Here is a 19,718-nt window from a genome sequence, read left to right on the forward strand (position 1 = left end):
CGCCCCGCGCCCCGTCGGTGGCGCGCACCGGGCCCGCCGTGTCCGAGGCCCGTATCGGTGTCATCGTGACCGAGCCGCACCGCACGCCGTCCCCCTTGCGCAGGGTGTTCGCCTCGCGCGCCCTGCGCACCCACTTCGGGACGGTCGCCGGCGTCCTCATCCTCACGGTGCTGCTGTGGCGGATGGGAACGGGCGTGTTCCTGGACGGGCTGCGCCGGATCGACGTGCCGACCGTGCTGGTCGCGCTCGGCATCGGCGCCGTCACCACCGTGTTCAGCGCCTGGCGGTGGGCGCTGGTGGCCCGCGGGCTGCGGATCCGGCTGCCGTTCGGCGCGGCGGTCGCCGACTACTACCGGGCGCTGTTCCTGAACGCGGCCCTGCCCGGCGGCATCCTCGGCGACGTGCACCGCGCCGTGCGGCACGGGCAGAGCGCCGGTGACGTCGGGCGCGGTGTACGGGCGGTCGTGCTGGAGCGCACGGCGGGACAGCTCGCGCTGGCCGGCGCAGGCGTAACGGTCCTGCTGGTGCTGCCGTCCCCGGTCATGGGTGAGCTGCGCAGCCTCGCCCCGCTGGTCCTGCTGGCCGCGGCGGGGGCGCTCGCCGTCGTCCTCGCGCTGCGTATGAACTCCTCCCGGCCGCGCCCGGCCGGACGCCTGGGCAAGGCGCTGGCCGAGGCGCGCGAGGGGCTGCTGTCCCGGCGCAACGGGCCCGGGGTGGCCGTGTCGTCGGTGGTCGTGCTCGGCGGGTACGTCGCGATGTTCGTCGTGGCCGCCCGGGTGGTCGGCTCCGGCGCCTCCGTCCTCAGCCTGCTGCCGATCGCGATGCTCGCCCTGCTCGCCATGGCCGTGCCGCTGAACGTCGGCGGCTGGGGCCCCCGCGAGGGCGTCACCGCCTGGGCGTTCGGCGCGGCCGGCCTCGGTGCGAGCACCGGCCTGTCGGTGGCGGTGGTGTACGGCGTGCTGAGCTTCGTGGCCGCGCTGCCGGGGGCCGTCGTCCTCGTGGTGCGCTGGTACGCCGCCGTACGCGCCGACGCGACGAAGACGGCGTCGACGAAGACGGCGGCGGCGACCGTGACGGCGACGACCGCGACGGCGGCGACCGTGACGGCGACGACCGCGACGGCGACGACCGCGACGGCGGCGACCGTGACGGCCACGACCGCGACGACGGCGCGGGGGGACGAGACGGCCGGGGTGAGCGAGGCGAGCGGGGCCGCCGAGGCGAGCGCGTCGGCTGGGGCGGCCGAGGCGCCCGGGGCGGTCACGACGGATCAGACCGGTGAGGCCGGTGAGGCCGGTGTGACTGCCGGGCCCGCGTCCCAGGTGGCCTACAGCGGCCCGGTGTCCCCGGTGCTCCCGGAGTCCGCCGCGTTCTCCGGGCCCGACGGCTTCTCCGAAGTCAGCAGTGAGAAATACGCGCCGAAGGAATCCGCCAGGCTCGCCAGGAGTTCCTTCCCCTTTTCCGCGGACCCCAGGGAAGGACGGCCGATGACGCCCGAATCGGTATAGGCGGACATTCCCAGTGTGAGCAGATGGCGACGGTCGTCCGCGGTGAAATCGGCGGACTCGAAACCGGGCCGGACGAGTTCCGGATGGGCGTGCAGCAGGATCGAGGTCTCGATCTCCCCGGCGTGCATGTCGGTGAGGAGCGAGGTCACCACCCCGGACCGTGCCCGCGCCGCCTCCCAGTCCTCCGGGGCCGGGAAGAGCGCCATCCGCTCACCGCGGGCGGAGGACTCCTGGACCGCGTTGCCCAGGACGTAGTTCCCGCCGTGTCCGTTGACCAGCACCAGGGCCTCGACGCCCGAACGGCGCAGCGACGCCGCGATGTCCCGTACCACCGCGTGAAGGGTCACGGAGGAGATGCTGACGGTCCCCGGCCAGGCCGCGTGCTCGTGCGAGCAGGCGATGGTCACCGGCGGAAGGAGGTGCACCGGGTACGCCTCGGCGATCTCCCGGGCGACGGCGCAGGCGACCAGGGTGTCGGTGGCGAGCGGCAGGTACGGACCGTGCTGTTCGAAGCTGCCGACCGGCAGGACCGCCACCTGCGTCGCGACGCCCGCACCCCGGGAGCGGACGTCCTCGGTGGTGTCCACGGGCACCAGGCCGTACGCCGCCCCCGCCGTCGCCGCCGTCCTTATCTCCGAACCACTCATCTTTTCCCGGCCTTTCGTCTCCGCTTAGGAATCAGATCATGACAGAGAAAATGGGCGTACTCGGCAAGCAGACCGCGCAGCGCACCGGTGTGGAACGCGTGGTGAATGCCCCCTTGCCCACCGTGTACGGGAAATTCCAGGCGGTGGGCTACCTCGACCACGACCGCGGTGACGAACAAGTCGCCCTGGTGTACGGCGAGATCGGCAGCGAGGACGTGCTGACCCGGCTGCACTCGGAGTGCCTGACCGGCGACGCGTTCGGCTCCCAGCACTGTGAGTGCGGCGACCAGCTGGAGTCGGCGCTGCGGGCCGTCGTCGCCGCGGGCAGCGGCATCGTCGTCTATCTGCGCGGCCACGAGGGCCGCGGCATCGGTCTGCTCGGCAAGCTGCGCGCGATGGCCCTCCAGGCGGAGGGGCTGGACACCGTCGAGGCGAACGTGGCGCTCGGCTTCCCGGTGGACGCCCGCGACTACAAGGTGGCCGCCGACATCCTGCGCGACCTCGGCGTACGGTCCGTGCGGCTGATGTCGAACAACCCGCGCAAGCGCGAGGCGCTCGTCGACAACGGCATCCAGGTCGCCGAGGAGGTGCCGCTGCTGATAGAGCCGTGCGAGAACAACATCACCTACCTGCGCACCAAGCGGGAGCGCATGGACCACCGGCTGCCGCACCTGGACGCGGTCGCGCACTGGTCCTGAGCGCGCTGCGGCCGGGATCCCCGCGCCGTCCCGCGGGTAGGGATCACGACGGTCACCGCGGGTGACAGCCCCGGCCTCGGTACTCGGGCCGGGGCCGCCGCACAGTAAGGAGCCGCTCGCGTGAACACGCATGCCTCGGTCGTCGTCATCGGCGGTGGAGTGATCGGGACCAGCATCGCCTACCACCTGGCCGCCGCGGGCGTACGGGACGTCCTGCTGGTGGAGCGGGACGACCTCGGCGCCGGGTCGACCTCGAAAGCGGCCGGAGGGGTGCGCGCCCAGTTCTCCGACGAGCTGAACATCCAGCTCGGGGCGCGCAGCCTGGAGGCGTTCGGGCGGTTCGGCGAGGAGTTCGGGCACGACATCGGACTGCACCGGGTCGGCTACCTGTTCCTGCTCTCCACCCCCGAGGAGGTCGCCTCCTTCGAGGCGGGCGTGCGGCTGCAGAACGCGCTCGGGGTGCCCAGCCGCATGATCGACCCGGCCGAGGCCCGCCGGCTCTCCCCGCTGATCACCACCGACGGCTTACGGGCGGCCGCGTTCTCGCCCGACGACGGGCACTGCACGCCCGAGGCCGTCGTCCAGGGATACGCGGCAGCCGCCCGCCGGTGCGGTGCGCGCATCCTGCGCCGGACCGCGGTGACCGGCATCGAGACCCGCGGCGACACCATCACCGGCGTCACCACCACCCTCGGCCCGATCACCACCGACACGGTGATCTGCGCGGCCGGCGCCTGGTCCCGGTCGGTCGGCGCGATGGTGGGCGTGGACCTGCCGGTGCAGCCGCTGCGCCGCCAGATCGCGGTCACCGAGGCGGTGCCCGGACTTCCGCCGGACCTGCCCATGACGATCGACTTCACCACCACCCTCTACTTCCACTCCGAGGGCCCCGGTCTGCTCGTCGGCATGTCCGACCCCGACGAGCGCCCCGGCTTCGCCACCGACACCCACGACCGCTGGATCCCCCGTCTCGCCGGCGCGCTGGAGCACCGGGCCCCCGACATCCTGGAGCTGCGCCGCACGGGCGGCTGGGCGGGCCTGTACGAGGTCACCCCGGACCACAACGCACTGATCGGCGAGGCGTCTTCGACATCCCGTTTTCTGTATGCGACCGGGTTCTCCGGGCACGGCTTCCTCCAGGGACCGGCCGTCGGCGAGGTCGTCCGCGACCTCTACCTCGGCCGCGTACCCTTCGTGGACGTCACCCCCCTGAGCGCCGGCCGGTTCGCGGCCGACGCCCCGCGTCCGGAGGTCAACTGCGTATGACGGCACCGACCGCCCCCCACCTGTGGCTGCGCCACGAGGCCCGCACCACCGAACGGCGCACCCCGGTCGTCCCCGAGGACGCCCGCCGCCTCGTCGAGGCCGGTGTGCGGCTGACCGTCGAGGAGTCCCCGCAGCGGATCTTCCCCGTCGAGGAGTACGAGGCGGTGGGCGCCCGAGTCGCCGCCGCGGGCTCCTGGGTGTCGGCGCCGCCGGAGACGGTCGTCCTCGGCCTGAAGGAACTCCCCGACCAGCCGACCGAGTTGACGCACCGCCATATCTTCTTCGGGCACGCCTACAAGCAGCAGCCCGGCGCCGCCGATCTGCTCCGCCGGTTCGCCGCCGGGGGAGGGGCGCTCCTGGACCTGGAGTACCTGGTCGACGAACAGGGCCGCAGGCTCGCCGCGTTCGGCTTCTGGGCCGGCTACCTCGGCGCCGCCCTCGCGGTGCTGCACCACCGGGGCCGGCTGACCGCGCCGCTGCGCCCCACCGACAAGGACACACTGGACGAGACCCTGCGCCCGCTAACCGGCGACGGGGAGTTCACCGCCCTCGTGGTCGGCGCCCTGGGCCGCAGCGGCCGGGGCGCCCGCGCCGCACTCGCCACGGCCGGCGCCGACCCCACCTGCTGGGACCTGGCCGAGACCCGGGACCTGGACCGCCGCGCCCTCCTGGGCCACGACCTGCTCGTCAACTGCGTCCTGGCCACCACCCCGGTGCCGCCGTTCGTCCGCGAGGAGGACCTGGACGACCCGGCCCGCGGACTGCGCACCCTCTCCGACGTCACCTGCGACGTCGGCTCCCCCCTCAACGTCCTGCCCGTCTACGACCGCACCACCGAGTGGACGGACCCCGTGCGCACCCTGCGCAAGGAACCCCCGCTGGATCTGATCGCCATCGACAACCTGCCCTCGCTGCTGCCGCGCGAGTCCAGCACCGACTTCTCGGCGGCCCTGCTGCCCCAGCTGCTGGAGCTCCCCGCGGGGGACGCGTGGGCGCGGTGCCTGGAGCGTTTCCGCCGGGCGGAGCGTGAACTCGGCACCGATCGAGGGGGGTTCGGCCATGAGTGAGGTGGTTCGAGCGAGCGGTGCCGTCCACTGGGTGGGTGCCGGACTGTCCACCGGCAGCGGGCTCGCCGACCTGTGCGCGCGCACCGACGGCGTCCGGCTCTGGCACCGTACGGCGGACCGCGCGGCCGAGGCCCTGGACCGGCTGGGCCTGACCGGACGCGCCGCACCCCGCGCCTACACCCTCGACGCGCTCACGGCCGAACTCGCCCCCGGTGACGTCGTCGTGTCGATGCTGCCCGCCCCCGACCACGCCCCGCTGCTCGCCGCCTGCGTCGCCCGGCGCGCCCACTTCGCCTGCTCCAGCTATGTCTCGGACGCGGTGCTGGAGCAGGTCCCGGCGGCCGGCAGGGCGGGGCTGGTCGTCCTCACCGAGGCCGGGCTCGACCCCGGCATCGACCACCTCTTCGCCCACGCCCTGGTGGCCCGCGCACGGGAGGCGATCGGCGCGGGCACGGCGGCCTCCTACCGCCTCACCTCGTACTGCGGAGGCGTTCCCGCGGTCCCCAACGACTTCCGCTACCGCTTCAGCTGGGCGCCCCTCGGCGTCCTCAACGCCCTGCGCTCGCCCGCCCGTTACATCGAGGACGGTGCCGAGACCGTCGCCGCCCGGCCCTGGGAGGCGACCCGCCGGCACGTCGTGGACGGGGAGCCCTTCGAGGTGTACCCCAACCGGGACAGCGTGCCCTTCGTCGAACAGTACGGGCTGCCACCGGCCTGGAAACCGGCCGGGTTCGTGCGCGGCACCCTGCGCCTGGACGGCTGGCTGCACGCCTGGCAACCGGTGTTCGAGGAGCTGAAGGCGGGCGACGACACCCGGATCGCGGCCCTGGCACGGGAGTTGGCCGACGCCTACCCGACCACGGACACCGACCGCGACCGGGTGATCCTCGAGGTCGCCCTGGAGGTGGGGACGGGCGCGACCGCCGCTGCGACCGGCTCCGCGTCGGGGAAGGGCGCGTCCTGGTCGGGGAGTTACCTGCTGGACCTGGTCGGCGACGAGGCGGAGAGCGCGATGGCGCGCTGTGTCTCGCGCACGCTCGCCCTCGGCGTCCGGCAGATCCTGGCCGGCGCGCTGCCGCCGGGCCTGAACCGGGCGGCCGAGACGGCGACCCGGTCGGCGGAGTGGCTCGGTGAACTGGCCGCAGAAGGGATGGAGTTCATCCGGAGCGGGGACGCCTGACGGTCAGTCGAGCATGGCCTCGTGCACCAGCCGCTTGAGATCGGGGTACAGCTTCAGCGACCTCCTCGGCCGCACCTGCGTCAGGAACTGCACACTCAGGTCGTGCTGCGGATCGATCCAGAAGGTGGTCGTGGCGACACCGCTCCAGCCATAGGTGCCGAGGCCCGCCGGGGCCTGGGTGCGGTCCGGGTCGACGACCACGGACACGCCCAGGCCGAAGCCGACCCCGTCGTTGCCCGGTTCGTCGTGCGCCGGACGGCAGCCGAAGGTGCGCAGGTCCGCGTCGCCGGGGAGGTGGTTGCGGGTCATGAGGTCCACGGTCTCCGGCGCCAGCAGCCGCACCCCGTCGAGTTCGCCGCGGCGGCGCAGCAGCTCGCTGAAGCGGTGGATGTCGTATGCGGTCGCCACCATACCGCCGCTCCCCGACAGGAACCGGGGGCGGCCGAACAGCGGCAGGCCGGCGATCGGTTCGATGCCGCCGCCGTCGGTGTCGCCGTACAGCTCGGCCAGCCGGGCGGCCTGCTCGTCGGTGACCTGGAAGCCGGCGTCCGGCATGCCCAGCGGGCGGAAGATCCGCTCGGCGACGAACGCGTCGAGGGGCTGTCCGGAGACGACCTCGATGATCCGGCCGAGGACGTTGGTGGACACCGAGTAGTTCCACTGTGTGCCCGGCTCGAACTGCAACGGCAGCCGCGCGTACGCCTCCACGGTCTCGGCCAGGTCCGAGCCGGGCAGCACCGCGGACTCCAGCCCGGCCTCGCGGTACAGGGCGTCGACGGGGTGACAGTGGTAGAAGGCGAAGGTCAGTCCCGAGGTGTGGGTCATCAGATGCCGCACCAGCAGCGGCTGTTCCACCGGGCGGGTGGTGAGGTCCGCGCCGGAGCCGCCCGCGTACACGCGCTGGTCGGCGAAGGCCGGGAGGTGGTCGGCGACCGGGTCGTCGAGCCGCAGCCGGCCCTCCTCCATCAGTATCAGGGCGGCGACGGAGGTGACCGGCTTGGTCATCGAGTAGATCCGGTACAGGGTGTCGGCCTCGACGGGCAGTCCGGCGGCGACGTCACGGTGGCCGTGCGTGGTGAGGTGCGCGACGCGGCCGCCCCGGGAGACCGCCACGAGGAAACCGGGCAGCCGTCCCTCGTCGACGTAGTGGGCGACGTGCTGGTCGAGGCGGTCCAGCGCCTTGGCGTCCAGCCCGACCTCGCTCGGGTCGACCTCTTGTCGCAGCAGTGCCATCGTTCTCCTCCGGTGCGTTCGTGCGAGGTGCGGTCCGGGTTGCCCCTCCGGTACGACCTCAGTGCTCATGGTCGCCCAGGGAACGGGCGTACGGACCGCTTTCCACGCCGTGAGCGGTGTGGGGTGTGTCGCTTCGGCCGGCCGCCGCCCCGGCAGGGGTGAGGGCGGGGGTGACGTCGGTGGCGGCGGCCCCGGGTGCGCCGGTGGGTACGGGGCGTCCCGGCAGGGCACGGCAGACCGGGAGCGCCGCGAGGGCCGCCACGCCCAGCACGGCCATCGGGGTCCAGGCCGGGCCGAGGCCCATCAGCACGGTCGCCGAGGCGACGCCCAGCACCGGCCCGACGTTCATCGCCGTCTGCTGAAGCCCGCCCGCCACCCCGGCCGCCTCGGCGGGAGCCTGCCGTACGACGACATGGGTGGCCGCCACCATCACGGTCCCGAACCCGGCGCCCACCAGCGCGAACCCGGCGGCGAAGGTCACCTCGCCCGGCGCCCGGGCCAGCACCAGCAGACCGGCGCCGAGCACGGCCGTCGCCCCGGTGACCGCGGCCCGGGCGCCCGCCCGGCGCAGCAGCAGCGCCGACACGGGCGCCGCCGCGATCAGGAACACCGCCAGCGGCAGACTGAGCAGCGCACTGTGCAGGGCGGTCAGCCCGAGACCGTCCTGGAGGACGTAGACACAGGCGAACAGCCCGCCGTTGAGGGCGGCCGAGGCGGTCACCAGCAGGGCGAGCGCGCCCCCGACCGCGGGGGAGCGGACGACGCCCGGCGGCAGCAGGGGCGCGGGCGCCCGCCGCTCGTGCCGTACGAAGACGACCGCCGCGAGGAGCGCGGCCGGCGCGGACCAGGTCGCGCCCGGGAGCGTGAGAAGGGCATGCACCAGGCAGGCCAGCGCCACGGCGAGCAGCAGGGCGCCCGGCACGTCCAGCGGGGCGCCGGCCGGCGGCCGCCTCTCCTCACGTGCGGCCAGGGCGAGCACACCGAACAGCAGCGCGGGCACCACGTTGAGCAGGAACACCGCCCGCCAGCCGAACGAGGTGGCGAGCGCCCCGCCCACCACCGGCCCGGCCGCGGCCGCCACCCCGATGGCCGCCGTCCGCACCGCGATCGGCGTACGCAGCCGGTCCGGCGGGAAGGACGCCCGCAGCATCCCCAGCGTCGCCGGTTGCAGCAGCGCCCCGAACACCCCCTGGACGACGCGCAGTCCGATCACCCATCCCACCCCCGGCGCCACCGCTATGCCCGCCGAGGCGGCACCGAAGCCGAGCATGCCGACCGCGAAGGTACGGCGGTGTCCGTACCGGTCGCCGAGCCGCCCGGCGAACACCAACAGGCCCGCCACGGCGACGAGATAGGCGGTGCTCGTCCACTGCGCCTGGGCGAGGGAGGCGTGCAGGTCGCGGCGCAGGGTCGGCTGGGCGACGGTGAGCACGGTGCCGTCCAGGGCGACGACCACGGCCCCCGCCACACTGCTCGCCAGCGTCACAGGACGGTTCACCGGCCGTCCTCCGGCCCGAGGTGCGCGTCGAGCGCGGTCCGGAGAAGAGGTGTGAAGTCGTCGGCTCCCGTGGCGAGTTGGAGACTTCCCCAGCCCCACAGCTGGGCGATGCCGTGCAGGTTCGCCCACAGCGCGCCCGCGACCGCCCGCGCGTCGGCGTCGGGACGGGCCCGGCCCACCAGGTCCACCAGGACGCCGAACAGCGGAAGGCTGGTGTCCCGCAGCCGCAAGTGGCCGCTCTCCAGCAGATCGTGATGGAACATCAGTTCGTACATCCCGGCGTTGTCCAGGGCGAACTCCAGGTAGGCCCGGCCCAGTTCGGTGAGCTGGGCGCGCGGGCCCGCGCCGCCGTCGGCGAGCGTCGCCGTCACCCGGATCCCCAGCTGTGTGAAGCCGCGGCGGGCGATGGCCGACAGCAGCTCCAGATGGGTGGGGAAGTGGCGGCGCGGCGCGCCGTGGGACACGCCGGCCCGGCGGGCGATCTCCCGCAGGGTCAGCGCACCGGCCCCCTCCAGGGCGACCAGATCCACGCCGACGTCGACGAGACGGGTCCGCAGATCGGGGTCCGGTTTCTCGGATTCGCTCATAGACACTGTCTACCACCGGTCGGTAGACAGTGTCTACGCCCGCTCCGTCAGCTCACTGGAGTGCGATGAGGGCATGCGGGCGAGGGAATGCGCCTCGGTGGTGCGCTGGTTGTGCGAGGTATGACTCGGGACACGACGCGCCACGCCCTGCTCGCCCTGCTCTCCGAGGGCCGCAGCGGAGTACTGGTCACCCTCAAACGCGACGGCCGACCCCAGCTGTCGAACGTCAGCCACCACTACGACCCGGACGAGGGCGTGATCCGGATCTCCGTCACCGACGACCGCGCCAAGACCCGCAACCTGCGCCGCGACCCCCGGGCCTCCTACCACGTCACCACCGCCGACCGCCGCGCCTACACCGTCGTCGAGGCCGTCGCCGACCTCACCCCGGTCGCCGCCGACCCCTACGACGACACCGTCGAGGAACTCGTCCGCCTCTACCGCGACGTCCTCGGCGAACACCCCGACTGGGACGACTTCCGCACCGCCATGGTCCGCGACCACCGCCTGGTCGCCCGGCTCAGGGTGGAGCGGGCGTACGGGATTCCCCGGCAGCCCGACGCCCTGTGACGACACGTGACGCCCTGTGACGACACGTGACGGTGCAGGACGGCGCAGGACGGCGCACGCCCGAGCCCCCGGAGCCATGGCGGCATCCGGGGGCTCGAGACTCCGGGGGAGCGGGCGGTGGGGTCAGGCGGTCACCGTCTCCGGCTGGGAGACCTCGCGGGCGCCCCGCTCGCCGAGCCGCTCGGTCGGGATCTTCGCGGTCTCCCGGGCCGACAGCGCCGCGATCACGGGCGGGACGCACAGTGCCGCCGTGAACAGGGCGACCGAGGACCAGTCGTCCCCGTCCGGGCCGGCGATCTGCGCCGCGAAGGTGACCGCGAAACCGGCCACGGCGAAACCGATCTGGGTGCCGATCGCCATGCCCGACAGCCGCACCCGGGTCGAGAACATCTCGCCGTAGAAGGAGGGCCACACACCGTTCGCCGCGCTGTAGACCACACCGAAGGCGACGATGCCGAGGACCAGGATCAGCGGGTAGGAGCCGGTGGAGATCGCCCACAGGTACGAGAACATCGCCACCGCGCTGCCCACCGCGCCGACCAGGTACACGGGGCGGCGGCCGATGCGGTCGGAGAGCGTGGCCCACGCCGGGATGGCGCCCAGCGCGACCAGGTTGGCGAGCGCACCGACCCACAGCATCGAGGAACGGTCCATGCCGACCGCGTCGCTCGTCGCGTACGCCAGCGCCCACACGGTGAAGATGGTGCTGACCGAGGCGATCAGCGCGCCCCCGATCACCCGCAGCACATCCGCCCAGTGCTCCCGCAGCAGCACCACCAGCGGCAGCTTCACCACCTCACCGGTGGCCTGCTGCGCCTCGAAGGCCGGGGTCTCCTCCAGCTTCCGCCGGATCGCATAGCCGACCACGGCGACCGCGATGCTCATCCAGAACGGCACCCGCCAGCCCCACGACAGCAACTGGTCCTCGGGCAACGCCGCGACCGGGATGAAGACCAGGGTGGCCAGCAGCTGCCCGCCCTGGGTGCCGCTCAGGGTGAAGCTGGTGAAGAAGCCGCGCCGGTGCGGCGGCGCGTGTTCGAGCGTCATGGAGTTGGCACTGGCCTGCTCGCCCGCGGCGGAGATGCCCTGCAGGACGCGGCACAGGACCAGCAGGACCGGGGCGAGGGTGCCGACCTGGGCGCGGGTGGGCAGACAGCCGATCAGGAACGTCGACACGCCCATCAGGATCAGCGTGAACACCATGATCTTCTTGCGGCCCAGACGGTCCCCGAAGTGCCCGAGGAAGAGTGCACCGACCGGCCGGGCCGCGTAGGCGACACCGAAGGTGGCCAGCGACAGCAGGGTCGCGGTGGCCGGGTCCGACTCGTCGAAGAAGACCTTCGGGAAGATCAGCGCGGCCGCGCTGCCGTAGATGAAGAAGTCGTAGTACTCCAGGGCGCTCCCGATCCACGCCGCGGTCGCGGCTTTCTTCGGCTGGCCGGGGGGTGCTGCGGCGGGGACGGACACGGCGTGCTCCTTCGGGGGAACTCCAACGTACGCGGGAGTGGGACAAGGGGAAGGGCCGGCTCCCTGGGGTGCGGGGCGGCTGCGCCGGGTCGGTGGCCCGGCTAATTAACCCACTGGGTAGTTAGTAGCGGATGGCCAGTGATGTTGCGCCGTTGTTTCGCCGCTGTCAATAGGTCTCGGCGGAGGGATCTGGGGCGGCGGTATGCGATCTGCCGTATGCGGTCGGTCGACGACCGCTGTCCGCCGAACGCATACGGTCGACGGCCGCCCGCCGACCGTCAGCCGTCGACGGTCCACAGTCGACCGCAGACCGCAGACCGCAGACCGCAGACCGCAGACCGCAGACCGCAGACCGCAGACCGCAGACCGCAGGCTGTCGACGGTTGCCGGTTGCCGGTCGACCGCAGACTGTCGCCGGTCGACCGCCGCCGGTCCGCAGTCGACGGCGCGCAGTCGACGGAGCGCCGAAAGCCCGCCGCCGTCAGCCCCCCGTCCGCTCCGCCGTCAGATACGCGATCACCATGTCCCCGAGCATGGTCCGGTAGTGCTCCCGCTGCGCCGGATCCACCAGATCGCGCCCGAACAGCGCGCCGAAGGTATGCCGGTTGGCCACCCGGAAGAAGCAGAACGAGCTGATCATCGCGTGCAGGTCGACGGCGTCCACCTCGGCGGTGAACAGCCCGGACTCCCGGCCGGCGGCGAGGATGCGGCGGATGACGTCGAGCGCGGGGGAGCCGATCCGGCCGAGTTTCTCGGAGGCGGCGATGTGCTCGGCCTCGTGGATGTTCTCGATGCTGACCAGCCGGATGAAGTCCGGGTGCTGCTCGTGGTGGTCGAAGGTCAGCTCGGCCAGGCGCCGGATCGCCGCCACCGGGTCCAGGTGCTCGACGTCGAGCCGTTGCTCGGCCTCGCGGATCACGCCGTACGCGCGCTCCAGGACGGCGGTGAACAGCTGTTCCTTGCCGCCGAAGTAGTAGTAGATCATCCGCTTGGTGGTGCTGGTGCGGGCGGCGATGTCGTCGACGCGGGCCCCGGCGTAGCCGACGCGGGCGAACTCCCGGGTCGCCACGTCCAGGATCTCGGCCTGGGTCCGGGCGGCGTCGCGCGTGCGCCCGTTGGATCGTGCCGGTTCGTCGACGCTGGTCATCGGGTTCCTTCGGGCGGCGTGGCTGCGGTGCAGCGATTCTAGGAGCCGATCCCGTCCCGCGAGGCGAGCGGGGCTTCCCCGGTGCCACCGTAGGGTGCTATGACTAACTTACCAGTTCGTACATTAGCCAGCCGCTCAGGAGGTCCTCCGTGACCAAGGACGTGACCAAGGACTCGTATCTCGTGGGTCTGATCGGTTCCGGTATCGGCCCGTCGCTCAGCCCGGCGCTGCACGAGCGGGAGGCGGACCGGCAGGGGCTGCGCTACCTGTACCGGCTGATCGACATCGACGTCCTCGGGGTCGCTCCCCAGGCGGTCGGCGATCTGGTGCGGGACGCCCGTGACCTGGGCTTCGACGGGCTGAACATCACCCACCCGTGCAAGCAGCTGGTCATCGAGCACCTCGACGCGCTGTCCCCGCAGGCCGAGGCGCTCGGCGCGGTCAACACGGTCGTCTTCGAGGGCGGCGGCCGGGCCGTGGGCCACAACACGGACGTCACCGGGTTCGCCGCGTCGTTCGCCCGCGGGCTGCCGGACGTCCCCCTGGAGCGGGTCGTGCAGCTGGGCGCGGGCGGTGCGGGCGCGGCCGTCGCGCATGCCACGCTCACGCTCGGCGCCGGCCGGGTCACCGTCGTGGACGCGCTGCCGGAGCGGGCCGCGCAGCTCGCCGCCGCCCTGAACCGTCACTTCGGCGAGGGCCGGGCGGCGGCGTCGGGCCCCGACCGGCTGCCCGGGCTGCTCGCGCACGCCGACGGTGTCGTCCACGCCACGCCCACCGGCATGGCCGCCCACCCCGGCCTGCCCTTCCCGGCCGCCCTGCTGCGGCCGGGACTGTGGGTCGCCGAGGTCGTCTACCGCCCCCTGGAGACCGAACTGCTGCGCACCGCCCGTGCCCTCGGCTGTGCCACCCTTGACGGCGGCGGCATGGCCGTCTTCCAGGCGGCGGACGCGTTCCGCCTGTTCACCGGGCGGGAACCCGACAGCGCCCGCATGCTCGCCGACATCGCCGAACTGGCCGGCGCCGTCCCCGCCCCCAAGTAGCCGCGGCCTGCCCGTCTCCCGTCCGTCTCCCGTCCGTCTACGGTCCGTCTCCCGTCCGTCTCCCGGCAGTCCCGCCGGCGGCGCCACTCCGAAGCGACCAGAACCACGAGGTGCCCAGGTGCGTACGTCCATCGCCACCGTCTCCCTGAGCGGATCCCTCACCGAGAAGCTGACGGCCGCCGCCCGCGCCGGCTTCGACGGCGTCGAGATCTTCGAGAACGACCTGCTCGCGAGCCCCCTCGCCCCCGAGGACATCCGCGCCCGCTGCGCGGACCTCGGGCTGACCGTCGACCTCTACCAGCCGATGCGCGACGTCGAGGCCGTCCCCGAGGCCGAGTTCGCCCGCAATCTGCGCCGCGCCCGGCACAAGTTCGAGCTGATGGGCCGGCTCGGCGCGGACACCGTCCTGGTCTGCTCCAGCGTCCACCCGCTCGCCGAGGACGACGACGCCCTCGCCGCCGAGCAGCTCGCCCGGCTCGCCGACCTCGCCCAGGACTTCGGCGTCCGGGTCGCCTACGAGGCGCTCGCCTGGGGACGGCACGTCAGCACGTACGACCACGCCTGGCGCATCGTCGACACCGCCGACCACCCCGCGCTCGGTACCTGTCTGGACAGCTTCCACATCCTGTCCCGGGGCTCTGAACCCCAGGACCTCAAAGGCATCGCGGACATCCCCGGCGAGAAGATCTTCTTCCTCCAGCTGGCCGACGCCCCGCTGCTCGGCATGGACGTCCTGCAGTGGAGCCGCCACCACCGCTGCTTCCCGGGGCAGGGTGGATTCGATGTGGTGGATCTCGTACGCCGTGTACTGCATACGGGATACGACGGCCCGCTCTCCCTCGAGGTCTTCAACGACGTCCTCCGCCAGGCCGAGGCCGGTCCCACCGCCGTCGACGCCCGCCGCTCCCTGCTGCTGCTCCAGGAGGAACTCGGCATCGTCGCCCTCCCCGCCCCGGCCACCCCCACCGGGATCGCCTTCACCGAGGTGGTCACCCCCGACGCGGAACCCGTCGGCGCGCTCCTCGGCTCCCTCGGCTTCGCCCGCACCGCACGCCACCGGCACAAGCCCGTCGAACTGTGGGAGCAGGGCGAGGCCCGGGTCCTCGTCAACACCGGACCGGCCGCCCTCCCCCACTCCCGGCTCCGCTCGCGCGCCGGGACCCCCCTCGACGGCACCACCCTCGCCGCGATCGGCCTGGAGTCCCCGGACCCGGCCGCAGCCGCCCGCCGCGCCGAGGCCCTCCTCGCCCCCGTCCTGCCCCGCCGCCGCGCCGCCGAGGACGCCCCGCTCGACGCGGTCGCCGCCCCCGACGGCACCGAACTCTTCCTCTGCGCCACCAGCCGCCCCGGACTGCCCGACTGGCGCGCCGACTTCGAGGACGACCCGCACACCCCGGCACCCCCCGGCGAGCTGCGCGTCGACCATGTGGCGCTCACCCAGCCCTGGCACCAGTTCGACGAGGCCGTCCTCTTCCACCGCGGCGTCCTCGGCCTCGACCCGCAGGAGAGCGTCGACGTCGCCGACCCCTACGGGCTGCTCCGCAGCCGGGCCGTGACCAGTGGCGACGGCGCCGTCCGCGTCCCGCTCACCGTCGGCGCCGCCCCCGGCGACGACACCGCGCACGCCCGGCACATCGCGCTGGCCACCGACGACGTGGTCGCCGCCGCCCGCCGCTTCACTGCGGCCGGCGGGCGTCTGCTGCCGATCCCCGCGAACTACTACGACGACCTCGCCGCCCGTTTCGAGTTCGCCGACGGGGAGCTGGAGACCTACCGGGAGCTCGGCATCCTCTACGACCGGGACACGCACGGTGTCTTCCGGCACTGCTACACCCGCACCGTGGGCCGCGTGTTCTTCGAACTCGTCCAGCGCGACGGCGGCTACCGGGGGTACGGCGCCGCCAACGCGCCGGTGCGGCTCGCCGCGCAGCACACCGCCCGCTGACTCACTGGCGGCTGACCGTCCGGGTCACGCCCGCGACGACCGTCGTGGCCAGGATCCAGCCGGTGACGACGAGGACGTACGACAGCGTCTGGTACCAGCCGCGCGGGGCGAACGCGCCCTCCTGACCGAACGAGATCACCGGCAGCAGCAGGTCCAGGGTGTAGAAGACGGGGTTGAACTCGGGTGCCTCGTCCGCCTTGAGCGGCGGCGGACGGTGCCCGGCGTAGGCGATCGAGCCGACGGCGAGCAGCGACAGCAGCCAGACGGCGGCGCGCAGCGGACGGAAGCCGTAGCCGACGGCCGCGTCCTGGAGGTGGCCCCACAGCCGCCCGTGCCAGGGGAGCGTGGACCGGCGGCGGCGCTGCTTGGCGAGCTGGACGACCCGAGCGGACTGGTCGTCGCCGGTCCTGCGGTATGCAGCCGTCAGCTGTTCGTATGCGTGCGGGTCGAAGCCCTGGCCGTCCCGCTCCAGCATGGGCAGCCGGTCCTCGGCGGGCACGTGCGGGGTGAGGAAGGTGTAGGTGAGGTCGAGCAGGCGCACCTGGTCCGGGAGCATCTCCGGCTCCAGGCTGAGCTGGTTGATCTCGGCCCGCCGCAGGTTCAGCATGCCCTCCACGCGGGGGCCCCGGCGCAGCCAGAGCTCGCCGATCACACAGCTGCTGGCCCGCAGGGCGGTGCCACCGGGGTTGGACAGCCGGGCGTGCAGCAGGTCCACCCGGCCGGGTATCCGGGCCCCGCGCAGGTCGATCCGGCCCCGCGTGCTCAGCCGCCGGCCGAGCAGATTGGCGCCCACCTCCAGCGCGTCGGCCTCCAGGACATTGGCGTCCGGGTTGCTGAGCTCGGCGTCCTCCAGGTCCAGCGATCCGGCGACGGTGGCCCCGTCGAGCCGGATCAGGCCCCGGGCGCGCAGACCGCGGGCGCACAGGTCGTCGTCGACGACGACCTGGTGGAGGTGGAGGGCGGGCCGGTCCGTGTCGGCGTCGGTGGCCTCGGCCTCCTCCAGGAACAGCGCGCCGGCGATCTGCGCCCCGTCCAGGCGCACCGGCCCGGCGAACCGGCAGCGGGTCAGCCTGAGGCTGCCGTCGATCCGGGCGCGGGTCACCGAGAGCGCGGGCATGTCGGAGTCGCGCATGCTGACGTAGCGCAGACGGGCGCCGATGAGGTCGGGCGCCTCGTCGAAGCGGCAGTGGGTGAGATGGACGACGCTGTCGACGGTCGCGTACCGCAGCTCCAGGGCGCCGGTGATGCGGGCGCCGCGTATCTTGAGGGCCGCCGTCTCCCCTTGTTCCTGCGGGCCGTTGAGGAGCAGGGCCCGCAACACCGTTGCGCGTACGGTCCGTTCGGGACCCCAGTCGTCGGATCCGTCGCGGAAGTCCACCTCCGTGCCTTTGGCGAAGGCCCGCCAGACACGTCGTTCGGCCGGTGTCAGATCGTCGATCTCCATCAGCCGCGACTCTGGCGGGCCCCTCGGGCGGTGTCAACCGTCTATGGCCGTACGTTCCATTCGGCGATCACGGGCCACCCGTGCTCCGTGGACAGCCTGCTGTACGTTCCCGTCGCCAGCTGGAACAACCGGCCCTGCCCGGGCGGGAGTCCGAGCCGACGAGCCGTCAGCACCCGCAGGAAATGCCCGTGGGCGACGAGCACGGCGTCTCCGCCGCAGTCGGCGAGCGCCGCGTCGACCCGGGACAGCACCCGGTCGGCCCGCCGCCCGATCTCCTCGGGCGACTCACCGGGGTGACCGTCGGCGCCGGGCGGCACCCCGTCGGTCCACAGGTCCCAGGTGGGCCGGTCGCGGTGGATCTCGACGGTGGTGATGCCCTCGTACCCGCCGTAGTCCCACTCGTGCAGGTCGGGCGAGGTGACCGCCCCGCCGATGCCGGCGAGTTCGGCGGTGCGCACCGCGCGGCCGAGCGGGCTGGTCAGCGCGAGGCAGAAGGTCCGGCGGGAGAAGAACGGAGCGAGTGACTTCGCCTGAAGTTCACCGTTGTCGGTGAGCGGCAGGTCGGTGAAGCTGGTGTGCTGTCCCGACCGGCTCCACTCCGTCTCGCCGTGGCGGACCAGCAGCAGATCCCCCACGGCCGGCTACTCCTTCGCCGACTCGACGGCGTGGCCGCCGAACTGGTTGCGCAGCGCCGCGATCATCTTCATCTGCGGGGAGTCGTCCTGACGGGACGTGAACCGCGCGAAGAGGGAGGCGGTGATGGCGGGCAGCGGCACGGCGTGGTCGATGGCGGCCTCGACGGTCCACCGTCCCTCGCCGGAGTCCTGGGCCCAGCCGCGCAGCTTGTCGAGGTGCTCGTCCTCGTCGAGGGCGTTGACCGCGAGGTCGAGCAGCCAGGACCGGATGACGGTGCCCTCCTGCCAGGAGCGGAAGACCTCGCGCACGTCCGTGACGGAGTCGACCTTCTCCAGCAGCTCCCAGCCCTCGGCGTAGGCCTGCATCATGGCGTACTCGATGCCGTTGTGGACCATCTTCGAGAAGTGCCCGGCGCCGACCTTGCCCGCGTGCACATAGCCGTACGGGCCCTCCGGCTTGAGCGCGTCGAAGACCGGCTGGAGCCGGTCGACGTGCTCCTTGTCGCCGCCGACCATGAGGGCGTAGCCGTTCTGCAGGCCCCAGACGCCGCCGGAGACACCGGCGTCGACGAACCCGATTCCCCTGGCGCCGAGTTCGGCCGCGTGCTTCTCGTCGTCCGTCCAGCGGGAGTTGCCGCCGTCCACCACGACGTCGCCCGCCTGGAGCAGGTCGCCGAGCTCGTCGACGACGGACTGGGTGGGGGCGCCGGCCGGGACCATCACCCATACGGTGCGCGGCGCTTCGAGCCGCTGGACGAGTTCCGCGAGGTCCTTGACGTCGGAGAGTTCGGGGTTGCGGTCGTAGCCGACGACGGTGTGGCCCGCGCGGCGGATCCGCTCGCGCATGTTGCCGCCCATCTTGCCGAGACCGATGAGACCGAGCTGCATATCAGTTCACTACTTCCTGAGTTCGCGGTACGCGGCCACGAGGGCGGCGGTGGAGGGGTCGAGGCCGGGGACGTCCGCGCCTTCGGTGAGGGCGGGTTCGACGCGCTGGGCGAGGACCTTGCCGAGCTCCACGCCCCACTGGTCGAAGGAGTCGATGTTCCACACGGCGCCCTGCACGAACACCTTGTGCTCGTACAGTGCGACGAGCTGGCCGAGGACCGACGGGGTCAGCTCGGCGGCGAGGATCGTGGTGGTGGGGTGGTCGCCCCGGAAGGTGCGGTGCGCGACCTGCTCCTCGGGCACCCCCTCGGCCCGCACCTCGTCGGCGGTCTTGCCGAAGGCCAGCGCCTGGGTCTGGGCGAAGAAGTTGGCCATCAGCAGGTCGTGCTGGGCCTTGAGTCCGTCGCTCAGTTCGTCGACCGGGCGGGCGAAGCCGATGAAGTCCGCGGGGATCAGCTTGGTGCCCTGGTGGATCAACTGGTAGTAGGCGTGCTGCCCGTTGGTGCCGGGCGTGCCCCACACCACCGGCCCGGTCTGCCAGTCGACCGGCCGGCCCTCGCGGTCCACCGACTTGCCGTTGGACTCCATGTCGAGCTGCTGGAGGTAGGCGGTGAACTTGGACAGGTAGTGGCTGTAGGGCAGCACGGCGTGGGACTGGGCGTCGTGGAAGTTGCCGTACCAGATGCCCAGCAGGCCGAGGACCAGCGGGGCGTTGGCCTCGGCGGGGGCGGTGCGGAAGTGTTCGTCGACGAGGTGGAAGCCGTCGAGCATCTCGCGGAAGCGGTCCGGGCCGATGGCGATCATCAGGGAGAGGCCGATGGCGGAGTCGTAGGAGTAGCGGCCGCCGACCCAGTCCCAGAACTCGAACATGTTGGCCGTGTCGATACCGAAGTCCGCG

17 protein-coding genes and 1 pseudogene are annotated in these 19,718 nt (G+C 72.9%); 8 read left to right on the plus strand and 10 right to left on the minus strand.

The window, feature by feature from the left end; genetic code table 11:
- Nucleotides 1–182: 182 nt before the first annotated feature.
- Nucleotides 183–923: pseudogene (locus AQJ64_RS51970) on the plus strand (lysylphosphatidylglycerol synthase transmembrane domain-containing protein); the annotation flags it as partial.
- Nucleotides 924–1,327: 404 nt separating this feature from the next.
- Here the strand turns inward: AQJ64_RS51970 and AQJ64_RS45230 are convergent.
- Nucleotides 1,328–2,155, minus strand: coding sequence for a creatininase family protein (locus AQJ64_RS45230; RefSeq protein ID WP_079061430.1), 828 nt, complete (start codon nt 2,153–2,155; stop codon nt 1,328–1,330).
- Between the two features lie 38 nt (nt 2,156–2,193).
- On the opposite strand from AQJ64_RS45230, the gene ribA reads away from it, so the two are divergent.
- From ribA to AQJ64_RS03355, 4 genes are all read left to right on the plus strand, one after another.
- Complete coding sequence (gene ribA, locus AQJ64_RS03340) at nt 2,194–2,853, plus strand: GTP cyclohydrolase II (protein ID WP_055633338.1); 660 nt, start codon at nt 2,194–2,196, stop codon at nt 2,851–2,853.
- A 120-nt stretch (nt 2,854–2,973) separates the two neighbouring features.
- A complete protein-coding gene (locus AQJ64_RS03345) occupies nt 2,974–4,119 on the plus strand; it encodes an NAD(P)/FAD-dependent oxidoreductase (protein WP_055633337.1) in 1,146 nt (381 codons plus the stop codon).
- Nucleotides 4,116–5,186 carry a saccharopine dehydrogenase gene (locus AQJ64_RS03350; protein WP_055633336.1) on the plus strand — a complete coding sequence of 357 codons (1,071 nt, stop codon included), beginning with the start codon at nt 4,116–4,118 and terminating at the stop codon, nt 5,184–5,186. The genes AQJ64_RS03345 and AQJ64_RS03350 overlap by 4 nt, the downstream gene beginning before the upstream one ends.
- Nucleotides 5,179–6,366: a saccharopine dehydrogenase family protein gene (locus AQJ64_RS03355; RefSeq protein WP_055633335.1), complete on the plus strand. Its 1,188-nt coding sequence runs from the start codon at nt 5,179–5,181 to the stop codon at nt 6,364–6,366. The genes AQJ64_RS03350 and AQJ64_RS03355 overlap by 8 nt, the downstream gene beginning before the upstream one ends.
- 3 nt (nt 6,367–6,369) lie before the next feature.
- Here the strand turns inward: AQJ64_RS03355 and AQJ64_RS03360 are convergent, their stop codons facing one another.
- Genes AQJ64_RS03360 through AQJ64_RS03370 form a run of 3 tightly spaced genes read right to left on the minus strand, consistent with a single transcriptional unit; the run spans nt 6,370 to nt 9,684 of the window.
- Nucleotides 6,370–7,599 carry a serine hydrolase domain-containing protein gene (locus AQJ64_RS03360; RefSeq protein ID WP_055633334.1) on the minus strand — a complete coding sequence of 410 codons (1,230 nt, stop codon included), beginning with the start codon at nt 7,597–7,599 and terminating at the stop codon, nt 6,370–6,372.
- Between the two features lie 58 nt (nt 7,600–7,657).
- Entirely contained in the window at nt 7,658–9,097 is a 1,440-nt protein-coding gene (locus tag AQJ64_RS03365) for an MFS transporter (protein WP_055633333.1), read from the minus strand.
- The gene (locus AQJ64_RS03370) at nt 9,094–9,684 is read right to left on the minus strand and encodes a TetR/AcrR family transcriptional regulator (RefSeq protein ID WP_055633332.1); all 591 of its coding nucleotides are present in this window, start codon (nt 9,682–9,684) and stop codon (nt 9,094–9,096) included. Before AQJ64_RS03370 ends, AQJ64_RS03365 begins: the two co-directional genes overlap by 4 nt.
- Nucleotides 9,685–9,804: 120 nt before the next feature.
- On the opposite strand from AQJ64_RS03370, the gene AQJ64_RS03375 reads away from it, so the two are divergent.
- Nucleotides 9,805–10,254: a PPOX class F420-dependent oxidoreductase gene (locus AQJ64_RS03375; protein WP_055633331.1), complete on the plus strand. Its 450-nt coding sequence runs from the start codon at nt 9,805–9,807 to the stop codon at nt 10,252–10,254.
- 123 nt (nt 10,255–10,377) lie between these two features.
- On the opposite strand, the gene AQJ64_RS03380 is transcribed toward AQJ64_RS03375, so the two are convergent.
- Both AQJ64_RS03380 and AQJ64_RS03385 read right to left on the minus strand, forming a co-directional pair.
- Nucleotides 10,378–11,721 carry an MFS transporter gene (locus AQJ64_RS03380; RefSeq protein WP_055633330.1) on the minus strand — a complete coding sequence of 448 codons (1,344 nt, stop codon included), beginning with the start codon at nt 11,719–11,721 and terminating at the stop codon, nt 10,378–10,380.
- Nucleotides 11,722–12,202: 481 nt separating this feature from the next.
- Nucleotides 12,203–12,868, minus strand: a complete 666-nt coding sequence (locus AQJ64_RS03385; protein WP_055639168.1) for a TetR/AcrR family transcriptional regulator — start codon at nt 12,866–12,868, stop codon at nt 12,203–12,205.
- A gap of 161 nt (nt 12,869–13,029) precedes the next feature.
- On the opposite strand from AQJ64_RS03385, the gene AQJ64_RS03390 reads away from it, so the two are divergent.
- Nucleotides 13,030–13,908, plus strand: coding sequence for a shikimate dehydrogenase (locus AQJ64_RS03390; RefSeq protein WP_055639169.1), 879 nt, complete (start codon nt 13,030–13,032; stop codon nt 13,906–13,908).
- A 118-nt stretch (nt 13,909–14,026) separates the two neighbouring features.
- The gene (locus AQJ64_RS03395) at nt 14,027–15,853 is read left to right on the plus strand and encodes a bifunctional sugar phosphate isomerase/epimerase/4-hydroxyphenylpyruvate dioxygenase family protein (RefSeq protein ID WP_059202393.1); all 1,827 of its coding nucleotides are present in this window, start codon (nt 14,027–14,029) and stop codon (nt 15,851–15,853) included.
- 1 nt (nt 15,854) lies between these two features.
- Here AQJ64_RS03395 and AQJ64_RS03400 read toward each other — a convergent pair whose 3' ends face one another.
- The 4 genes from AQJ64_RS03400 to AQJ64_RS03415 form a co-directional block, all read right to left on the minus strand.
- Nucleotides 15,855–17,297 (minus strand): hypothetical protein, encoded by a 1,443-nt coding sequence (locus AQJ64_RS03400; protein ID WP_059202394.1) that lies wholly within the window; start codon nt 17,295–17,297, stop codon nt 15,855–15,857.
- 41 nt (nt 17,298–17,338) lie between these two features.
- Nucleotides 17,339–17,932 (minus strand): histidine phosphatase family protein, encoded by a 594-nt coding sequence (locus AQJ64_RS03405; RefSeq protein WP_059202395.1) that lies wholly within the window; start codon nt 17,930–17,932, stop codon nt 17,339–17,341.
- 6 nt (nt 17,933–17,938) lie between these two features.
- The gene (gene gnd / locus AQJ64_RS03410) at nt 17,939–18,820 is read right to left on the minus strand and encodes a phosphogluconate dehydrogenase (NAD(+)-dependent, decarboxylating) (RefSeq protein ID WP_059202396.1); all 882 of its coding nucleotides are present in this window, start codon (nt 18,818–18,820) and stop codon (nt 17,939–17,941) included.
- 9 nt (nt 18,821–18,829) lie between these two features.
- A partial coding sequence (locus AQJ64_RS03415; RefSeq protein ID WP_483316187.1) for a glucose-6-phosphate isomerase occupies nt 18,830–19,718 on the minus strand: 889 nt, incomplete at its 5' end.

Source organism: Streptomyces griseoruber, from assembly GCF_001514205.1.
GTDB classification, from domain to species: domain Bacteria; phylum Actinomycetota; class Actinomycetes; order Streptomycetales; family Streptomycetaceae; genus Streptomyces; species Streptomyces griseoruber.